Origin of the sequence: Virgibacillus sp. SK37, from assembly GCF_000725285.1 — a bacterium.
Lineage (GTDB): Bacteria > Bacillota > Bacilli > Bacillales > Amphibacillaceae > Virgibacillus_Q.
Genome location: NZ_CP007161.1, coordinates 3,748,498 through 3,766,031, shown reverse-complemented (window position 1 = coordinate 3,766,031; position 17,534 = coordinate 3,748,498). Strand labels below are relative to the sequence as shown.

Annotated in this window: 18 protein-coding genes; 8 read left to right on the top strand and 10 right to left on the bottom strand. The window is 37.0% G+C overall.

Annotated elements, in window-relative coordinates:
• The first annotated feature begins 9 nt into the window (after positions 1-9).
• Positions 10-450, top strand: a complete 441-nt coding sequence (locus X953_RS18540; RefSeq protein WP_040956855.1) for a cell wall hydrolase — start codon at positions 10-12, stop codon at positions 448-450.
• 550 nt (positions 451-1,000) lie between these two features.
• Here the strand turns inward: X953_RS18540 and X953_RS20420 are convergent.
• Together X953_RS20420 and X953_RS18530 are read right to left on the bottom strand one after the other, a co-directional pair.
• Positions 1,001-1,129, bottom strand: coding sequence for a hypothetical protein (locus X953_RS20420; protein WP_019375827.1), 129 nt, complete (start codon positions 1,127-1,129; stop codon positions 1,001-1,003).
• 241 nt (positions 1,130-1,370) lie between these two features.
• Positions 1,371-1,676, bottom strand: coding sequence for an SDR family oxidoreductase (locus X953_RS18530; RefSeq protein WP_052350211.1), 306 nt, complete (start codon positions 1,674-1,676; stop codon positions 1,371-1,373).
• A 194-nt stretch (positions 1,677-1,870) separates the two neighbouring features.
• On the opposite strand from X953_RS18530, the gene X953_RS18525 reads away from it, so the two are divergent.
• On the top strand, positions 1,871-2,053 hold the full coding sequence (locus tag X953_RS18525; RefSeq protein ID WP_040956853.1) for a hypothetical protein: 183 nt from the start codon (positions 1,871-1,873) through the stop codon (positions 2,051-2,053).
• A gap of 163 nt (positions 2,054-2,216) precedes the next feature.
• On the opposite strand, the gene X953_RS18520 is transcribed toward X953_RS18525, so the two are convergent.
• Positions 2,217-3,770 carry a bifunctional UDP-sugar hydrolase/5'-nucleotidase gene (locus X953_RS18520; RefSeq protein ID WP_040956852.1) on the bottom strand — a complete coding sequence of 518 codons (1,554 nt, stop codon included), beginning with the start codon at positions 3,768-3,770 and terminating at the stop codon, positions 2,217-2,219.
• 190 nt (positions 3,771-3,960) lie between these two features.
• On the opposite strand from X953_RS18520, the gene X953_RS18515 reads away from it, so the two are divergent.
• The 5 genes from X953_RS18515 (at position 3,961) to X953_RS18495 (ending at position 9,546) form a co-directional block, all read left to right on the top strand.
• A complete protein-coding gene (locus tag X953_RS18515; protein ID WP_052350210.1) occupies positions 3,961-5,031 on the top strand; it encodes a phosphate/phosphite/phosphonate ABC transporter substrate-binding protein in 1,071 nt (356 codons plus the stop codon).
• A gap of 80 nt (positions 5,032-5,111) precedes the next feature.
• Positions 5,112-5,897 (top strand): phosphonate ABC transporter ATP-binding protein, encoded by a 786-nt coding sequence (gene phnC, locus X953_RS18510; RefSeq protein ID WP_040956851.1) that lies wholly within the window; start codon positions 5,112-5,114, stop codon positions 5,895-5,897.
• Positions 5,872-6,687, top strand: a complete 816-nt coding sequence (gene phnE, locus X953_RS18505) for a phosphonate ABC transporter, permease protein PhnE (protein ID WP_040956850.1) — start codon at positions 5,872-5,874, stop codon at positions 6,685-6,687. The genes phnC and phnE (X953_RS18505) overlap by 26 nt, the downstream gene beginning before the upstream one ends.
• Before the next feature lie 10 nt (positions 6,688-6,697).
• A complete protein-coding gene (gene phnE, locus X953_RS18500; protein WP_040956849.1) occupies positions 6,698-7,501 on the top strand; it encodes a phosphonate ABC transporter, permease protein PhnE in 804 nt (267 codons plus the stop codon).
• An 83-nt stretch (positions 7,502-7,584) separates the two neighbouring features.
• A complete protein-coding gene (locus X953_RS18495; RefSeq protein ID WP_198023298.1) occupies positions 7,585-9,546 on the top strand; it encodes a DNA-binding protein in 1,962 nt (653 codons plus the stop codon).
• Between the two features lie 564 nt (positions 9,547-10,110).
• On the opposite strand, the gene X953_RS18490 is transcribed toward X953_RS18495, so the two are convergent.
• A complete protein-coding gene (locus X953_RS18490; protein ID WP_040956848.1) occupies positions 10,111-10,629 on the bottom strand; it encodes a DJ-1/PfpI family protein in 519 nt (172 codons plus the stop codon).
• A gap of 135 nt (positions 10,630-10,764) precedes the next feature.
• On the opposite strand from X953_RS18490, the gene X953_RS18485 reads away from it, so the two are divergent.
• Positions 10,765-11,145 (top strand): helix-turn-helix domain-containing protein, encoded by a 381-nt coding sequence (locus tag X953_RS18485; RefSeq protein ID WP_040956847.1) that lies wholly within the window; start codon positions 10,765-10,767, stop codon positions 11,143-11,145.
• Positions 11,146-11,501: 356 nt separating this feature from the next.
• On the opposite strand, the gene X953_RS18480 is transcribed toward X953_RS18485, so the two are convergent.
• From X953_RS18480 to X953_RS18455, 6 genes are read right to left on the bottom strand one after another with little or no spacing between them, the layout of a single operon-like run.
• Positions 11,502-13,334 carry an exo-beta-N-acetylmuramidase NamZ domain-containing protein gene (locus X953_RS18480; protein ID WP_084715746.1) on the bottom strand — a complete coding sequence of 611 codons (1,833 nt, stop codon included), beginning with the start codon at positions 13,332-13,334 and terminating at the stop codon, positions 11,502-11,504.
• 34 nt (positions 13,335-13,368) lie between these two features.
• Positions 13,369-13,737, bottom strand: a complete 369-nt coding sequence (locus X953_RS18475) for a PTS lactose/cellobiose transporter subunit IIA (RefSeq protein WP_040956846.1) — start codon at positions 13,735-13,737, stop codon at positions 13,369-13,371.
• Positions 13,738-14,484, bottom strand: a complete 747-nt coding sequence (locus X953_RS18470) for a ChbG/HpnK family deacetylase (protein ID WP_040956845.1) — start codon at positions 14,482-14,484, stop codon at positions 13,738-13,740.
• A gap of 15 nt (positions 14,485-14,499) precedes the next feature.
• Positions 14,500-15,789: a PTS cellobiose transporter subunit IIC gene (gene celB, locus X953_RS18465; RefSeq protein WP_040957243.1), complete on the bottom strand. Its 1,290-nt coding sequence runs from the start codon at positions 15,787-15,789 to the stop codon at positions 14,500-14,502.
• A gap of 18 nt (positions 15,790-15,807) precedes the next feature.
• Positions 15,808-16,107 (bottom strand): PTS sugar transporter subunit IIB, encoded by a 300-nt coding sequence (locus X953_RS18460; RefSeq protein WP_019375835.1) that lies wholly within the window; start codon positions 16,105-16,107, stop codon positions 15,808-15,810.
• A 33-nt stretch (positions 16,108-16,140) separates the two neighbouring features.
• Positions 16,141-17,439 (bottom strand): 6-phospho-beta-glucosidase, encoded by a 1,299-nt coding sequence (locus tag X953_RS18455; protein ID WP_040956844.1) that lies wholly within the window; start codon positions 17,437-17,439, stop codon positions 16,141-16,143.
• Between the last annotated feature and the right edge of the window lie 95 nt (positions 17,440-17,534).

Below are 17,534 nucleotides of genomic sequence, written 5' to 3'. Positions count from 1 at the left end.
GTGATAAAAATGACAAGAGTAGCATATACAGATAGTGATGTGGATTTAGTAGCAAGGATGATGCGGGCAGAGGCTGAGGGAGAAGGTCAACTGGGGATGCTGATGGTTGGTAATGTCATCGTCAACCGGTTGATTGCTAATTGCTTAGACTTTAAGGATTTACGTTCCATATACGATGTAATTTTTCAAATACAGGGAGGCAATTACTCTTTCGAGGCCGTCCAAAAAGGCAATGTTTTTTACAACAGGGCACGTGGTGTAGAGAAGAAATTAGCCAGAAGGGTACTAGAAAACTGGAGACAGCATCCATCCAGGTTTGCGTTATGGTATTTTAATCCATATGCCCCATGCCCTCCAACATGGTATGGCCAGCCATTTACAGGACAATATAAACTTCATTGTTTTTATGAACCAGCGGCGGGTACATGTGAAGCTGTGTATATGGGGTAGGTGGTTGGAAGCCTTGTGTGAGGGGACTCATGCAGGGCTTTTTCTTTGGATCTGCTATACATGGTGGGTTAATCCAATGATCGCGAAACATATACTTTGAAGTATTGTAAGCGGCCGTTTCGGAAAATCCACTTCGCTTTCCGCGGACAAAGCTTCAGCTTCCTCGGAAGAAAATCGCTTCCTTGAAAAAGAAACCCACTTTTTCTGCGTGCGATGTTTCTCATTGAAGCTTTTCTGGTCCTGCGGGATCTTCAGCCGTTGCTTTTCCCGCAGGATAAGGAAGGCTTCAGCGAATTGTGCATCGCACGAAGGAAAGATGTTTTTTCTTTCCGAGGAGTCTTCGTGGTTTTCCTTCACTGGTAATGTGTTTAGAAAATAACCCGTTAAATAGCAACTCAATAGGCCTAGTCACTTCCTTTTTGCTTGTCATTGGGATGACTGTGAGATAAATAGAGATAACCCCAGCTCCTTTTGAGGAACTGGGGTTATTTTTGGTAGAGCGACTAGTTGATGCGTTTGTTTATCCTAGGTGTGTTGGCTTTCTATGCAATTACATGTCCCTGGCGGTGTCCAGTGTTAATCTAACCAGGTTTCCGTTTGCATCACCCAAAAACGATAAGGCAAAGGCAAATGGAAGCACAAAAACATACATATTTAGTTTCACCCATTTTCGCAACAATAGCACCCCTCCTTCTTATGAATAAGTATAATCAGAAAGAGATAAAATATTCAATTATTTGTTCGCTTTGGATTTTCCTAGGCATAGGGAGAGAGGATTTGTGAGTAAATGATTTACTTAATAACAAAAGACATAACTTCTGTTTTAAGCACAGAAATTATGTCTCTCCTTTTTACTATTTATTACTCATTTATCTTTATCCTGATTTGATCAATAACTACTTTTTTTTGGGAGTAGCCTATTATAATTTAGTTGATCCACCATCTGACATGATTGTCTGTCCTGTAATAAAGTCAGCATCTTCACTTGCTAAGAATACCGCTATACGGCCAATATCTTTTTCTGGATTACCCATTCGTTTCATAGGGATCTTATTGATTGTATCTTTATATAGATCTGGGAAATTCTCACGCCATTTTTCAACACCTTCTGTTAATGCGGTAAGCGAAATGTTATTCACATTTATGCCATCTTCTCCCCACTCATTAGCTGCTACACGTGTAATCCCGTGTAAATAAGATTCATGATATCGAACATTATTCAGCATGAAAAATTCCCCCAAATCTAGTGTTTTTAATGTATTTAACTCAATTATTGGGCCGATTTTTATTTGTCAAGTGGAAAGTTTGTTCGCATCCCTGTTTTGGGGGTGAACTAATACAAAAGCCCTAGTCTAAAGACTAGAGCTGATACGGAAATTTAATTTCCGAGAGACTATGAATGTTTTAAAGAGGTGACAATTTGGTTAATATATCGAAGTCACTCTTTTATGTGATTGTAGGCTTACTTACAGGGATTATAATTGTGAGTATGATCCGAAATGGAGAAATAAATTGGGAAGTAACCGGTTATACAGCTGGTACAGTTATCTTGGCTTTCTTTGTTACAATAAGTATTTACTTAGCTAAAAAACAGGATGAATGAGAGGAAAGAGAAGAGTTATCTCCTTCTAATGTGGGTGACCAGTCAACCACTTATATTTATACTCAATTGTCGGAATATATCACCTTTATAATGAATTTAGACCATAATTAATTTCCTATTTACTTTCCAGAGTATAGTGGGATGAAGAAAAACCCCACCTCATTCACATTCTTACCACCCAATTTTGCTGACAAGTCGCTTGTACAATCGGATACCTTCTAAAATAATTAGCAATTAATTCCGTCATATCAATTTGAATATCTTTAATAACTGGGCAATCTGCAAAATAAGGAAAGTTTCCAGCTCCTGTTGCCCGGTAATTGTTCATGACCACATCATATGTTGACGTTAAATCAAGTGGATTCCCCTGATAAGAGACCTTTGTAATTCTTTCACCAATGGGACGACGAATATCCATTACATACTCTATCCCTTCCCACATATCATAATTGTACGGTTGTGCCTTTGGATAGCGAAAAGAATGTGAGACAGTTAATTGGTCATCTTCTATGGAGAAATATGTAGCGTTTTGCTCGAGTGCTTGAACAATATGCTTTCCAGAGACCTTTACCACCTTCAATGTATTGGGATAAATATAGTTTGTAACGATATGTCTCATTGTCACTAGTTTTGGGAATCCACCGGGACCATCATGAAATAATGATGTGCAGGATATTTGTGTATCTGTTGCATCCATTTGTACACGCTGGATAAATTGTAAATATGGGTGTTTATGAACACGAACATGAAATGCATCCTCAAACAACAAATTTCCTTCCACTCTCCCAATTGGTTCATCCAACCATTTTTCCGTTAATAAATGAAAGTTTTGAATCCGATTTGCAATAGGTTGATGAATGGGTGTGTTTTCATCTACATAATGTAACGACGGTTCATGATTTATTGAAATCACTTTCCCATTTTCCATTTCTAAATCTAACGAGATGGTAGCAACACAGGCACCTTTTGTACCAGGCTGTACGATTGATTTGCCAAATGCTTTAGTACAAACTTCTCTGTGCTGATGTCCTGTGATAAACATATCAAAGTCAAGATGTTTGCACATTTGATAGCCTTGATTTTCTCCAGTATCAGGTTCAATCAATTTCCCAGTAGATATATCGTGGGAGAAGCCACCATGATAACAAAGAATGGTTATATCTACTTTTTCATTGTGACGTAGATGTTCAAGCCACTTCTTAGCATGTTCAAAAGCATCCTTAAATTCAATTCCGTCCAAATGTTCTGGATCTTCCCAAATCGGCACGAAATGGGTAGTAACGCCAACAATACCAATACGAACACCTTCCAGTTCTTTAATCACATAAGGCGTTGTGAAGGATGTCCCATCTTCCTTATAAATATTCCCACCTAACCAAGTGAAAGTTGATTCCTCAATCGATTTTTTCAGAAATGATAACCCGTAATTAAATTCATGATTTCCAAGTACAGCAAGGTCATAGTTTAGTACATTGGCAACGTTGATCACCGGGTTTGGTTGTTCAGGATGAAATTGCTGGTGATAATAAGTTAACGGACTCCCTTGTAGCATATCGCCATTATCGATTAGAATACTAGGTTTAACTTTTCTTAAGTTTTCTATAATACAAGCTGCCTTCGTTAAGCCAATTGCCTCGTCCGCTTTTCGAAAGGTGGTTGGCATAATATAGCCGTGAACATCACTAGTAATGATTAATTGTAATTGTTTCTTCTGCATAAGACGATGTATCCTCCTATATCAATGTTCTGATGTAAGTATACGCTTTTTTAAAAGGGGAGAATGAAAAAACAGCATAAATTTACAGTTTATTTACAAAGATTTACAAAAGCAATATCAATAATTTGCAGTTAATTAACATAATTTTGTTACAGTGAAATTAGTGATAAATACATAGGAGGTTATTTACATGAAAAAGGTCATTTTATTTGCTACTGCAATACTATTCTTTGTTGTCTTAGCTGCATGTGGAAATCAGCAAACTGAAGGCGCATCTTCATCTGAAAGCTCTGACTCTAGTAATTCTACAGAAAATGAATCGATCGAGCAATTGTCAATTGGATTTGTACCTTCCCGTGAGCCAGAGGAAATTGTTACTGCTACAGAACCATTAAAAGACTTGTTAAAAGAGGAACTATCAGGATTGGGATATGATGTTGGTGATATTGAAATCACTGTAGGAACAAATTATGAAGCAGTGGGAGAAGCATTATCAGCAGGAACAACGGATATCGGTTTTATACCGGGTGGTACATATGTATTGTATGATGACGGAGCGGAAGTCATTTTAACTTCAACCCGTGCAGGTTTAAGCAATGATTCTGATGATCCTGCAGATTGGAACAAAAATGAACCAACAGAACCAGCGGAGGAACAAACAACTTCTTATCGCGCATTATTAATTACTGGTCCATCAGAAAATGGGAAAGCTTTAGCAGAGAAAGTGAATAACGGCGAGGAGTTAACATTCGAAGATTTAAACAATGCTACTTGGAATGTCATGTCATCATCTTCCCCAGCAGGTTATATTTACCCTACATTATGGTTACAAGACAACTTTGATAAAACAATTACTGACTTATCTAAAGTAGTACAAGCTGATTCATATGGTAGTTCTTTTGCTCGTTTAGCTTCAGGACAAACAGATGTATTAGTTACGTATGCAGATGCACGTCGTGACTTTGAGGATACTTGGACTTCTGAATATGGTCGTGAATCAGATATTTGGAAAGAAACAGATGTAATTGGTGTTATGCCAGCTATCTATAACGATACGATTAGTGTTAGTAAAAACTCTGAAATTATGGATGATGACTTAAAAGCAGCACTACAAACAGCATTTATTAATATCGGAGAATCAGAAGAAGGAAAAGAAGTAATAGCTATCTACAGTCATGAAGGTTATCAAGAAGCAACGGATGCAGATTATGATAATGAACGTAAAGCTCAAGAAATCGTACAGCAAGTAGGATCAAACTAAGCAATAGGTGTTTCTAATAAAATAAAAAAATGAGAACGTTATTCAATGTTCTCATTTTTTTCTAGGATTGGAGTATTATCATGATTGAATTTAAACAGGTTCAAAAACAATATCCCAATGGTTTATTGGCATTAAAAGATATTGATCTTCAAATTAAACAAGGAGAATATGTAGCGATTATTGGACTCTCAGGTGCAGGTAAGTCTACATTATTACGTTGTATAAATCGAATGCATGATATCACGGGTGGCTCTTTAACAGTAGACAGTGCCGAGTTAAATACGTTAAAAGGAAAGGGAACTCGCCAATTGCGCCGCAAAATCGGGATGATCTTTCAGTCTTTTAACTTGGTAACCCGTATTTCAGTAATAAAAAATGTTCTTGTCTCATTTGTTCCTGAAATGCCTTTATGGAGAAAATTATTAGGTATTTTCACTGAAAAGGAGAAAAAACAAGCATTAATTGCGCTTGATAAGGTTGGCATTTTAGACAAAGCATACATACGGGTCGATCAATTATCAGGAGGGCAACAACAGCGTGTGGCCCTCGCACGTACACTTGCTCAAAATCCTAAGATTATTTTGGCTGATGAGCCTGTGGCATCACTGGACCCATTAACAGCGAATCAGGTAATGGAAGACTTTCGACGAATTAATCAAGAACTTAATATGACAGTTATTATGAATATTCATCATGTGGAACTAGCACTTGACTACGCAACTCGCGTTATTGGCATACATGCCGGGGAAATTGTGTATGATGGACGTTCAGAAGATGTAACAGATGAGACTTTAGATCAGATTTATAAAGGTACGATTGATAAAGGGGGTAATATAGCGCATGTTCGCGAAGCTATTACCAACTAAGAAAATGATACTGCCAAACGGGAAAATCGTCGTGGAAAAACGATCTATGACACCTCTTGTTATATTATTATTACTTGGATTTTCCTATGTTTCTATTCAGATTACAGGGTTTGACCTTCAAATTCTGTTAAACCGTATAGGTCAGTTCTTTGTCATTATTCAAGAGATGTTCCCACCAACATGGGCTTATTTCCCGCAAGTTTGGAAGCCTTTATTAGACACAATTAAAATGTCATTGCTCGGCTCACTTTTAGGTGCCATTTCTGCATTACCGTTAGCGATGCTTGCGGCAAGTAATATTACGAAATCAAAAGCGATTTCATCCACAATCAAATTGATTTTGAGTTTATTGCGAACACTTCCAACGCTTATTATCGCTCTTATTGCTACATATATTTTTGGTCTAGGAACGATGACCGGAACAGTTGCTATTTACTTATTTACAATTTCATATGTTGGAAAATTAATATACGAACAAATTGAGAATGTCAATATGGATGCATATGAAGCGATGCATTCAATGGGATTAACAACAATTCAATCGTTTCGCTATGCTATTTTTCCGCAAATACTACCAAGTTATTTATCAACCTCCCTATTTTGTTTTGAAGGTAATGTGCGTTATGCAGCTATTTTAGGGTATGTCGGGGCTGGTGGTATCGGGCTACTATTAAATGAAAGTCTTGGCTGGCGAAACTATGCCAATTTAGGCATGATTTTACTTATGTTAGTGGTCGTCGTCTTTATGATTGAATCTATTAGTGAATATTACCGAAAGAAATTAAAGTAGGAGATTACAAATGAATGCTATAGATAAACAATATCATCTAGAACCAAATCGTCGCTTCTCGCAAATAATCACAGGATTGATCTTGATTATCCTTTTTGGTTGGTCGATGTCTGCCATCCAATTCGACCAATTAGCAACAAATGGTCTTACAATAGCAAAAAACATCTTATTAGGTCTGGTTCAACCAGATGTAGAATTGCTATTTAATTTTAGTAATGGAGTACCTTATTTACTCATTGAAACAATGGCAATAGCCTTCTTAGGCACCATAGTAGGGGCAATTCTGGCTATTCCACTTGCCTTTGTGTCTGCTTCAAATATTGTACCAAAGCCAGTTGCCAGTATTGTTCGTTTATTGCTGGTTTTTATCCGGACGATTCCTGCCATTGTTTATGGACTAATGTTTATACGCGTAACTGGTCCGGGACCGTTTGCAGGTGTATTAACAATGTCTTTAACAAGTATAGGAATGTTAGCTAAATTGTATGTAGACGTTATAGAAGACTTGGATACATCGATTCTTGAATCGATGGAATCCCTTGGATGTACGGTTATGGAAAAAATTCGCTTTGGTATACTTCCACAGCTTTCAGCTTTATTTCTATCAATTATTATTTATCGATTTGATATGAATCTGCGTGATGCAGCTGTTCTTGGTTTAGTCGGAGCTGGCGGTATTGGAGCGCCACTTATTTTTGCAATGAATTCATATCGTTGGTCAGAGGTGGGTTCGATTTTAATTGGTCTAGTTATGCTTATTTTAATCGTTGAATATATATCCAACAAATTACGAACAAAGTTAGTAAGGGGGTGACAAATTTCTCTATTAAACTAATAGTCTACTAGTCGCTGCTGTTTAAGGGAAGAATAAAATTTAAGAAATAATGGAGGTTCATCATGAGGAAGGATAAATTTATTTTATTATCTATTTTATGTATGTTCATGGTTACGATTATCTCTATTGATACAACTAGTGCTGAAAATGCACAAGATCCAGCACCGATTTTAAACCCGGAACAATCAAATGGCTATAAGGTATTATTTGATAATAGCCATGGACAAACAACCGGGCAATCCGACTGGGTAATTGATGGAGCATTTTCTGATTTTGCTGATACTCTTGTTGCAGAAGGTTATACTGTAGAAGAATTTCGTAGTGATGATCCATTAACACTTAATGATTTAAATAATTATGATGTGTTTGTTATTCCTGAAGCAAACATTCCATTCACTGTATCGGAACAAGAAGCGATTGCAACTTATGCAGAACAAGGTAATGGAGTCTTCTTTATCGCAGACCATTATAACGCTGATCGCAACTTAAATCGTTGGGATTCTAACGAAATTATGAATGGTTGGCGTCGTGGAGCTTATGAAAATCCGACAAAGGGTATGTCATCTGCTGAGGCAAGCGCTCTTACTGGAGTTAAAAGTTCAACTTGGTTAAGCGATGAATTTGGTGTGGAGTTCCGTTATAACGCAATTAATAATACGGTTGCTAATCATGTTGTATCTACAACAGATTCATTTGGTATTACCGAAGGAGTAAATGAGGTTTCAATTCATGCTGGTTCAACTTTAGCTATTACTAATCCGAATATGGCAAAGGGAATTGTGTATTTACCTGAAGGGTTAACAGAATCAGAAAATAAATGGTCACCTTCCGTAGATCAAGGTGTATATGCTGGTGGCGGTATAGAAGAAGGACCATTTGTTGCAATTGGTAAAAAGGAATTAGGGAAGTCTGCATTTATTGGAGATTCATCGCCTGTTGAAGATGCAACACCTAAATATCGTAATGAAGAGACAGGTAGAGTAAAAACAACATATGATGGATTTATTGCGCATGACAATGGTGAGTTGCTAATAAATATTATTGATTGGTTAGCACATGATGAAAATTATGATTCTTTTGCTGAAACGTCTATTAAACTAGATAGTCTAACGCCGAGACTTGAGATGGAACATCCATTAAAATCTACAGAAATTTTAGGAGAACCTTGGCGTCAACCAAACCCGGGTTATTTATGGTATGATGAGTCAACTTTTGCTGATGGGTCATATGGTTCAGATGTCGATCCCCTTCCACCACTTCATCATTCAGTAATAACACCAGATATTTTGCCTAATAGTGGTGAAGCTTTTGAAGTAAATTTTAAAGCAGAAGGTTTAACGCCAAATACTACTGTAAATGGCTATCGTATACAGGTGTATTTAGATGGTGGTACATCTATATCACAAGTACAGAACGATGATGGCTCATGGCCATCTAATTATGGCTATTTTGATATTGGTTCTTTAACTGCGAACAGTGAAGGTGTTGCTAAAAAAACAGTAACGATGAGATTAAATAATTCTACGTCTGCAACAGAAGGATCTATTCGTGTAAAAAACAGTAGTGGAGACAATGTAGTGACCAAAGCTGTGGTAATTGGTGAAGGTTCTACAATTGTAGAACCTCCTACCGAAGAAGAACCCCCATCAGAAGAGCTTACACAAGTAATTGAAAATGGTAATTACAAACTCTTATTACCAGAGACATTACCTGCAAACGGTGAAGCGTTTCCTGTTCAAGTAGAAATTAAGGGACTCACATTGGGAGCAACCATAACTAATGCACAAATTCAGGTGTATTTGGATGGTGGAATGAGCATATCGCAAATTCAAAATGAAGATGGTTCATGGCCGACAAGTTATGGTTATGGAAATGTTGGCACTTTGAAAGCAAACAGTGAAGGTGTTGTATCAACACAAGTCAACATGCGTATCAATCCTTCAATTACAGCAGAAGAAGCAAATATTCGTTTGCGTTTAGGTTCAGGAAATAATGTATTAACTTCTAAAATTCAATTGCCATAACGGGATTTGCAATTGCCGTTATATAGCTGGGACAAAACCCCAGTAAACTAAAAAAGAACGGGTCCTGAGTAAATCTCCTTCGGATCCGTTCTTTTGATATTTTAGCCAAGAAAATAGGGAAACCTTCTGCTGAAATTAAAGTCACCACAACCCAATTTTGAGGAGGTCTCCCTCTGTTTAAAGATTAAAACATGAATCAGGTTGTTTTGCCGCTCGATATGGAAATGAAATTGCAGAAAAATGATATTGCCTACGCTGTGAATGAACTGACGGAATCGATTCCGGGAGAAAGATTGAAAGCCTGTTGAAAGACAGTGTACGTATGATGTAATACGGGAAGTGACAGGCACTCAAATTAATTGATTGAATTTAACCTAAGAGACTAGAAGTATAAGATGATGGATTTTGTTTAGGTGTCACAAATAGTGGTAAAACAAAGGGTTGAAATTGTGCTTGAAAATAAATGGTTAGATAAGTTTTTACTAATATAAAATAAAGAGTAAGAGAAGACTAAACATTGAAAGAGCCTCCAGTATACACCAAAGGCTTCTATCATCTAATAAGTTAGTTTATTGCATTAACTAATGCTTTTCCAAATTCCTCGGCGCCATCTGGGCCGTCACCTGTGATAATGTCACTATGGGCAATAACATGTTTCTCGACATATTTTACATTATTTTCTTTTAGTTGGTCTTTTTGTACATCAACAGGGTAGCAAGTTGCCTCTCTACCTTCAAGTAACCCGGTTTTCACAACAGTAACTGCACCAGCACAAATTCCAGTAACTAGAACATTATCTTTATATGCTTTCTTTAAATAGGTGGACAATCCATTGTTTTCCCAAAGATGATCATTTGTTCCAGATCCGCCAATGACAGAAATAACGTCAAAGTCGCTTGCTGTAGTATCGGAAAAGACCTTTTCAGAAATGGCCTTACCTTCAAAGTCGCCGATAATTTCGCCAGTTTTTGTGCTTGCAATTGTTACTTCTATTCCTGCATTTTCAAGTGCCTCTCTCGGTTTGAATAATTCATCTTCATTAAATCTTTCTGGTGGTATAATTAATAGTGCTTGTTTACTCATAATTGTTGTTCCTCCTAAAATAGATTATCTTTAACTCACATATTTATATTACAACCTGTTAGTAAGTCTGAGAAGAATGCACTTTTTAGTAATAGAGTAACCTTAAAGTAACCATTGAAAGTGGAGGCGGAAGATATGTCGGATACACTTAGAGATGAAATTAAAGCAAAGATAATAAATGGTGATTACAACTGTGAAAAAGAACTCACTTTATCGATTATCAGTGGAAAGTGGAAAGTGGTAATTCTGTGGCATTTAGGTGTTGAAGGTCCGCACCGCTTTAGTGAATTGCAAAGATTATTCCCTAAAATATCCCACAAAATTTTAACGAATCAATTAAAGGAATTGGTGGAAGACGGCATTGTCCATCGAGAGGTTTATCCAGAAGTTCCGCCTAAAGTGGAATACTCAATGACTGAGTTGGGAATGACATTACTTCCAATTGTGGAAATGATGTATGATTGGGGGAAAAAGCGTATAGAAGAAATCAAAACAGAAATAGGGGAATTAAATTAATTAAAAGAGTGCTTGAGTTTAACGGTATTGTGTAAAAGGCATTACTATGAAAAAGTGATGAAGTAAGAGACCAGAGGACTGGTCTCCTCTTACTTATATTAAAATTAGGTATGAACATATATATTATCAGTGAATGCAGTTGACGATAATTAAAAGTTAAAATAAAGGCTTACCTTATTACCCCTTTCAAAGAAATATAAAAGACCGCTCCCATAACATGAACGGTCTTCTATAAGTTCGGGAAAAATAGTACAAAAGAATCAATAGCGATCCTGTAAAAGTCCTGGGTCATTATTTTAGGCTTTGAGTATTTTTTAACTTAGTAATTTTTGATCCTATTTTAACTTAAAAAGGTTTTAATGAGCCAAATCAACTACTAATCTCGAAGAAAATTCTGGGGTATTGTATTTAACTCCTTCTTTCTTCAAATCTAATTCAGCAATAAACGATTCATTTTTCACATAATAGTTAATACTTGAGACGATAGGGCTTTTATCTATTTGAACTATACCACCTTCCCTATCTAAGTCCCCTCCAACTTTAGCGTAAGGAATTTTTATAAATAGCTTGCCATTTTCCTCCTCAATGGAATAATCGCTGATGTCATTGTTTAGGTCGAGCACGACTCTTGTTGAGTCTGAATGAACACCATACCGAATATTTTCTATATATGGTACGGAGACAGTTACATCACGACTCGCTGTAAGATTTTTATAGGATGCTATAACTTCCCCTTTACCTTCCATTGTAGGCTGAAAGATTCCATCTTCTATTTTTCCAATATTGTTTGTAACCTCCCAGTCAATGGAAGATGGGGAAATTTCAAGTTTCTTCCCCTCTTTATCAAATCCCTGTACTTTTAAATCAACACTTTTTCCAGGGGTAATTGATATATCTAACGGTAATATCCCTAAATAACTTCTCTCCTTATAAGGACCTGTCTTTTTTGGGAATGGAGCATAAAGAAGGTATTGGTTGCGAACTTCTGTTACCCACCTATCTAGCTCGGATTGCCAAGAATCTATTATTTTATTAACAGGTTCATCATTTTTTATCATAGTAGGTACTTCTGGATCACCAATTAGATTTGCATAACTTGACGTCATTTCAAATTTATCCGGGTTTTGATCTCTCATAGCATCAACTAAATTTAGCCCTAATTCTACTAAATTTATTTTTGTAGGTTCTTTTATATGAACCTGAACACCTCCAACTCTTTTTCCGCTATACTTACCAAACATAGGAGTATAATAGGCTGGTCGGAAGGTAACACCATCAATATTTCTTTTTTTCATTTCTTGAGCTAAAGCTTCGCCATCCAACCAGGGAGCGCCTACTAACTCAAAGGGTTTTGTTGTACCTAATCCAACGGAAAGGGTAGTATCATCTAACAATTCTGTTCCAGTATATAAATAAGCAGACTCCTTTGTTGGTATGTTTGGTGAAGGTTGGACCCAAGGCAGGCCAGTATCTTCGTAATGCATCGTTCGTTTCCACCCCTTCATTTTGGAAACCTTCAAATTCACTCCCATGCTATATTCGTGATTCCACATGGTAGCTAATTCCCCTACAGTCATTCCGTGTCTTACTGGTAGCAAAAATCTTCCCATAAAACTAACCGTATCTTTCGAACGAAGTGGCCCTTCAACTTTTTCTCCACCTATAGGGTTTGGCCGATCTAGCACGATTAGTTCTTTGTCAAATTCAGCTGCTGCTTCCATGGCGAAACCTAACGTATAAATATATGTGTATACATTCGATCCAATATCTTGTATGTCAAACAGGAGTACATCAACATCTTTTACCATATCCTTTGTAGGTTTCCAGGTAGGACCATATAAGCTATATACAGGTAAACCAGTTTTTTCATCAACATATGATTCAATATATTTTCCTGCTTCCTGGTCCCCTCTTATTCCATGCTCTGGCCCAAATAAAGCTGTTAAATTTACGTCAGGATGCTCAAATAATAGATCAATATCACTTTTAAGGTTAGTATCGACCCCGGTGGGGTTTGTTATTAAACCGACTTTCTTACCCTTAATCCAATCAACGTGTTTATCTAAAAAGGTTTCAATACCTGGAGTGACTTTCTTGCCTTTTTCCGTTGCTTCAGTCTCAGTCCCATTACTATATAGCACTAATCCCAATATAGTCAGGAATATAAAAGTAAGTTTACCAAATTTCATAACTACACCTCACAAAATTTTGTCAGCCTTTACCTTAATTTTTCTTCATTTCTAACCTCTCTATTACCTTTGATAATCGCTCCATCTTTTGTTCCGTTTCTATTTGCCTTTTATACATCTCAATCATTTCTTTAATAAGATCTTTTTCAGAGATTACCGTCATTAGATGATCCTGCGCATGCATTAACAATACTTGTAGATTCTTTAATTCACCATTTGAATCTTGTTGCAAGAACTTGGTTTGAATTTTATGAGCCGCTAGTAATTCATCCGATGCAAGTTTAATTTTTTCATCTGTCCCCTCAAATTTACCATTCCTGGCATCAGCTAAGGCTTTATGTAAATAAACTTTGGCATTCCCAGCATGCATTATAATCGACATGGAAAAGTTATCAACGTTCATTTATATCCCTCCATAGTGCACGAGTTGTACGTTTTGCTCGTCTAGACATTTTCTAATTCTGTTGCTTACTAAGATTTCTACCTCTTTCATTCTCATTTGTTGATAACTGCTTGTCTTGGTTAACCAGGTATCTAAAAAGCCTGGATGGCACATTATTTCAGAGGTACCTTGATCTAGATTGGTAATCATGTTTATCAAGTATTCTTCTGTTAAATTATTTTCACCATAAAAATTAAAATGGAAATAATCTGTCCTCGGTGCTGTTGCTGTTACTGTAGTATTAGTAAAGACTCTTACAGGTAATTTATAATCATGAGCTACCTCATACACTATCTCTAGCGCACCGGGAATATGCAGATGCATATGATGGTGACTATCAATATGTGTCACATCTATCCCCCAGGAAAGGAGAAGTTCTAGTTGTCTTTTTAACTCTTCTTTAATGTCAGTTCCTTTTGCATTTTCAACTAAGTCCTTGCCTTTAAGAAAATTATTTTTATTATCCGTTAAGCTAGGTACTGAAGGAGAAAGAGGTTGGCCTGCATCTAAAACAAAATGCAAACCAATTCCTAAATAAGAATAGTGTTTGGCTTCCTGCAGACAATCCTTTGAAAAACTTGTATTAACCATGGCAGTCGTGCTGGAAACCAGGCCATATTGATGGGCATATAGAATCCCAGCAGTTACGCCAGGGCTTAATCCAAAGTCATCTGCATTTATAATTAATCGACGTTGTTTAAGATCCATATAGAGTCACCTACTTTATTTCGCTTTCATCATCTTCTCGGAAGCCTCATCTTTTTTTGTTTCACTTTCTTCTGCCAGTAATTGCTTATCATACAAACGGAAAAACGGATAATATATTGCCATTGCTACAAAGATATTGAGCATCATTAATACTCCGCCACGCCAGTCACCAGTGGTTAATATTCCTGAGAATGGTGGAGGAGTCGTCCATGGTACAATGACATAAGGTTTTCCAACTAAACCAAGTGTCATGGAGAAATAAGTAATCATACCAACTGCTAGTGGTGCCAATATAAACGGAATAACAAGCAGAGGATTCATTACCACGGGTGCTCCAAAAATAACCGGCTCACTAATATTAAACATACTAGCCCATATAGAACCCCTGCCTAATCCTTTTAAATGCTTCGAACGTGCACGCCAAACGAATAATATGGTTAAAGCTAAGGCCATGCCTGATCCACCCACAGCCCACCAAATCGCCATAAATGGTTGCCCTACTACGTGAGGCAATGCCTCTCCCGCTTGATGTGCTGCAACATTTTGATCTGTTAGACTATACCAGATTGGAGCCATGATACTGGCAACAACTGAAATTCCGTGAATACCAAACGACCACAGTAAATGAATAAGAATGATAGCAACCATTGCACCCCAGAAACTTCCTCCAACCATTTGTAAGGGTTCTCTTAGAAGTGCCGCAACTACTCCGTGGAGCGATAAATCTAGTGAAGTTTTTAAAATGACATCCACACCCCATACAATAAAAACAATTACTGCACCCGGTATTAGTGCTGTAAATGCTCTCCACACAGAGGGAGGGACGCCGTCTGGCATACGGATAATAATGTTCTTTCGTTCAAAAAGGCGGTATATTTCTACCGTGAATATAGCTAATACAATTGCTATAAATAAGCCTTCACTTCCCATTAAATTAAGCGGAATGTTACCCTCTTCTGTCATAGGGGTAGCAACAAAAAAGGCAGCTATACTCAGCACCCCTGCTGATAGTCCATCCATTCCGTAACTTTTCGCAAGATTATAAGCTATGGAGAAAACGGCTATTAAACCCAAAAGTCCAAATGTCGCATTGACAGGAATATTTAGTGTCGGAGCATAAGGTTTCATGTATTCCGCCCAAGAAGGCACAGGCGGTGAAGATATAATAAGAAAGATACTACCAATAATCAGCAACGGCATTATTGCAATAATGCCGTCTCTTATTGCCTTTAAATGTCGCTGCTCAGCCAATTTTCCGGCAACTGGCATAAAGTAACGTTCCATAAATGAATTAAATCGTTCCATCATTGTTATTCCTCTCCTTTAGATTAATCCCAATGCTTGATCCAACACTTTCTCACCGTCGGTTGTTCCATAGGCTCTCATTTCTATAATGTCGATGGGGACCCTTGCGGAATCAGCCTTTTTGAATAACTCATTCTTTTTGTAACGGATCTGAGGACCTATTAAGACAACATCAGCGCTCTTTAATTGTTCATCAATATCATCTACAGAATGAGCTTCAATTTCTACGTCTAGTTCTCGTTTTCCAGCAGCTTCCTTCATCCTTTCCACAAGCAAACTAGTACTCATTCCTAATGCACACAGTAAAGTTATTTTCATTTGTATTAACTCCTTTATAGAGTAAAATTTATTTTAATGAAATGCGGGTAAATAATGCTCATTAACCTCGAGCATTTCATTAAGAACTTTTTTAGCTACATCAGTAGATGGTAATAGTGGATGCATGGCTAAGGCTTGAAATGCAAGGTTCCAGCTCCCCTTCACAGCAGCCTCTATCGTTAATTCTTCATATGCTTTAACATGCTGAAGCAATCCTCTAATTTGGGGACTAACATCTCCTACCAACATTGGTGTAACCTGGTGCTTTTCTACAACACAATTCACTTCAATACTTACGTTATCCGGCAAACAAGCTATTGTTCCGTTATTTTGTACATTAAGGGTGTGTATATTGCCAGTATTGAGATGGAGAGAGCAGATCAAATTTATAGCAGCTTCTGAATAAAATGCGCCACCCCGCTGATCAAGTTCCTTTGGTTTCTGAGTTAAATCAGGATTTTTAAATAACTCAAATAGCCCTTTTTCTATTTCTTGTACCTGATCTGCTCTTGTTTTATTTTCTCTATATTGTTCAAGCTGTTCTTTCAAAATTTTATCTGTCTGATAGTAATATTTATGATAGCCACAAGGTATGGCCCCTAATGATTGCAAGAAGTCAACATCCCAACCAAAATCAGGGATATTTTTAGCCTCGTAACTCTGTGATTTTCCTGTAAGGATATCATCTATTTTTGACTCGCCATTTATAAAAAGACCAGTGATCCATATCAAATGATTAATTCCAGTGATATTGATGCTAACTTCTTCTATTGGCACATGATAGATGTCTGCAAATTTTTTATAGAAATTTATAGGATTATTGCATAAGCCGATCACCTTTACTGAACTGTGTTTTAGAACGGCTTCCGTTATAATACCTGCAGGGTTTGTAAAGTTTAGTAGCCATGCATCTGGCGCAAGTTCTTCTATGTCTTTACAAATATCAAGGATGACTGGTATGGTTCTTAGTGCCTTCATAAAACCGCCAGCGCCAGTAGTTTCTTGTCCAATAACGCCATGTTTAATAGAAATATATTCATCATATTTTCTCATTTTCAATTGGCCTACCCTGATTTGAGTAATAACATAGGACGCGTCTTTAATGGCCACCCTTCGATTTAAGGTTGCGACTATTTTAATTGAAGTGTGACTTTCTTTAACCATTCTATTTGCAAGTTTTTCAATAATAGCAAGCTTTTCTTCACCTTCTTTAACATCAACCAACCAAATTTCAGAAACGTTTAGGATGTCTTGATTCTTCAAAATGCCTTCAATTAATTCTGGTGTATAGGAAGATCCTCCTCCCACAACGGTAAGCTTAATGACACTCACCCTCCTTTAAAATAGATTTATTGCTATATACCTATAGTATTGTGTAAGCGCATTCATTAAAAGGCAGTATTTTTCCGTTGGCAAAGGAAATTAAA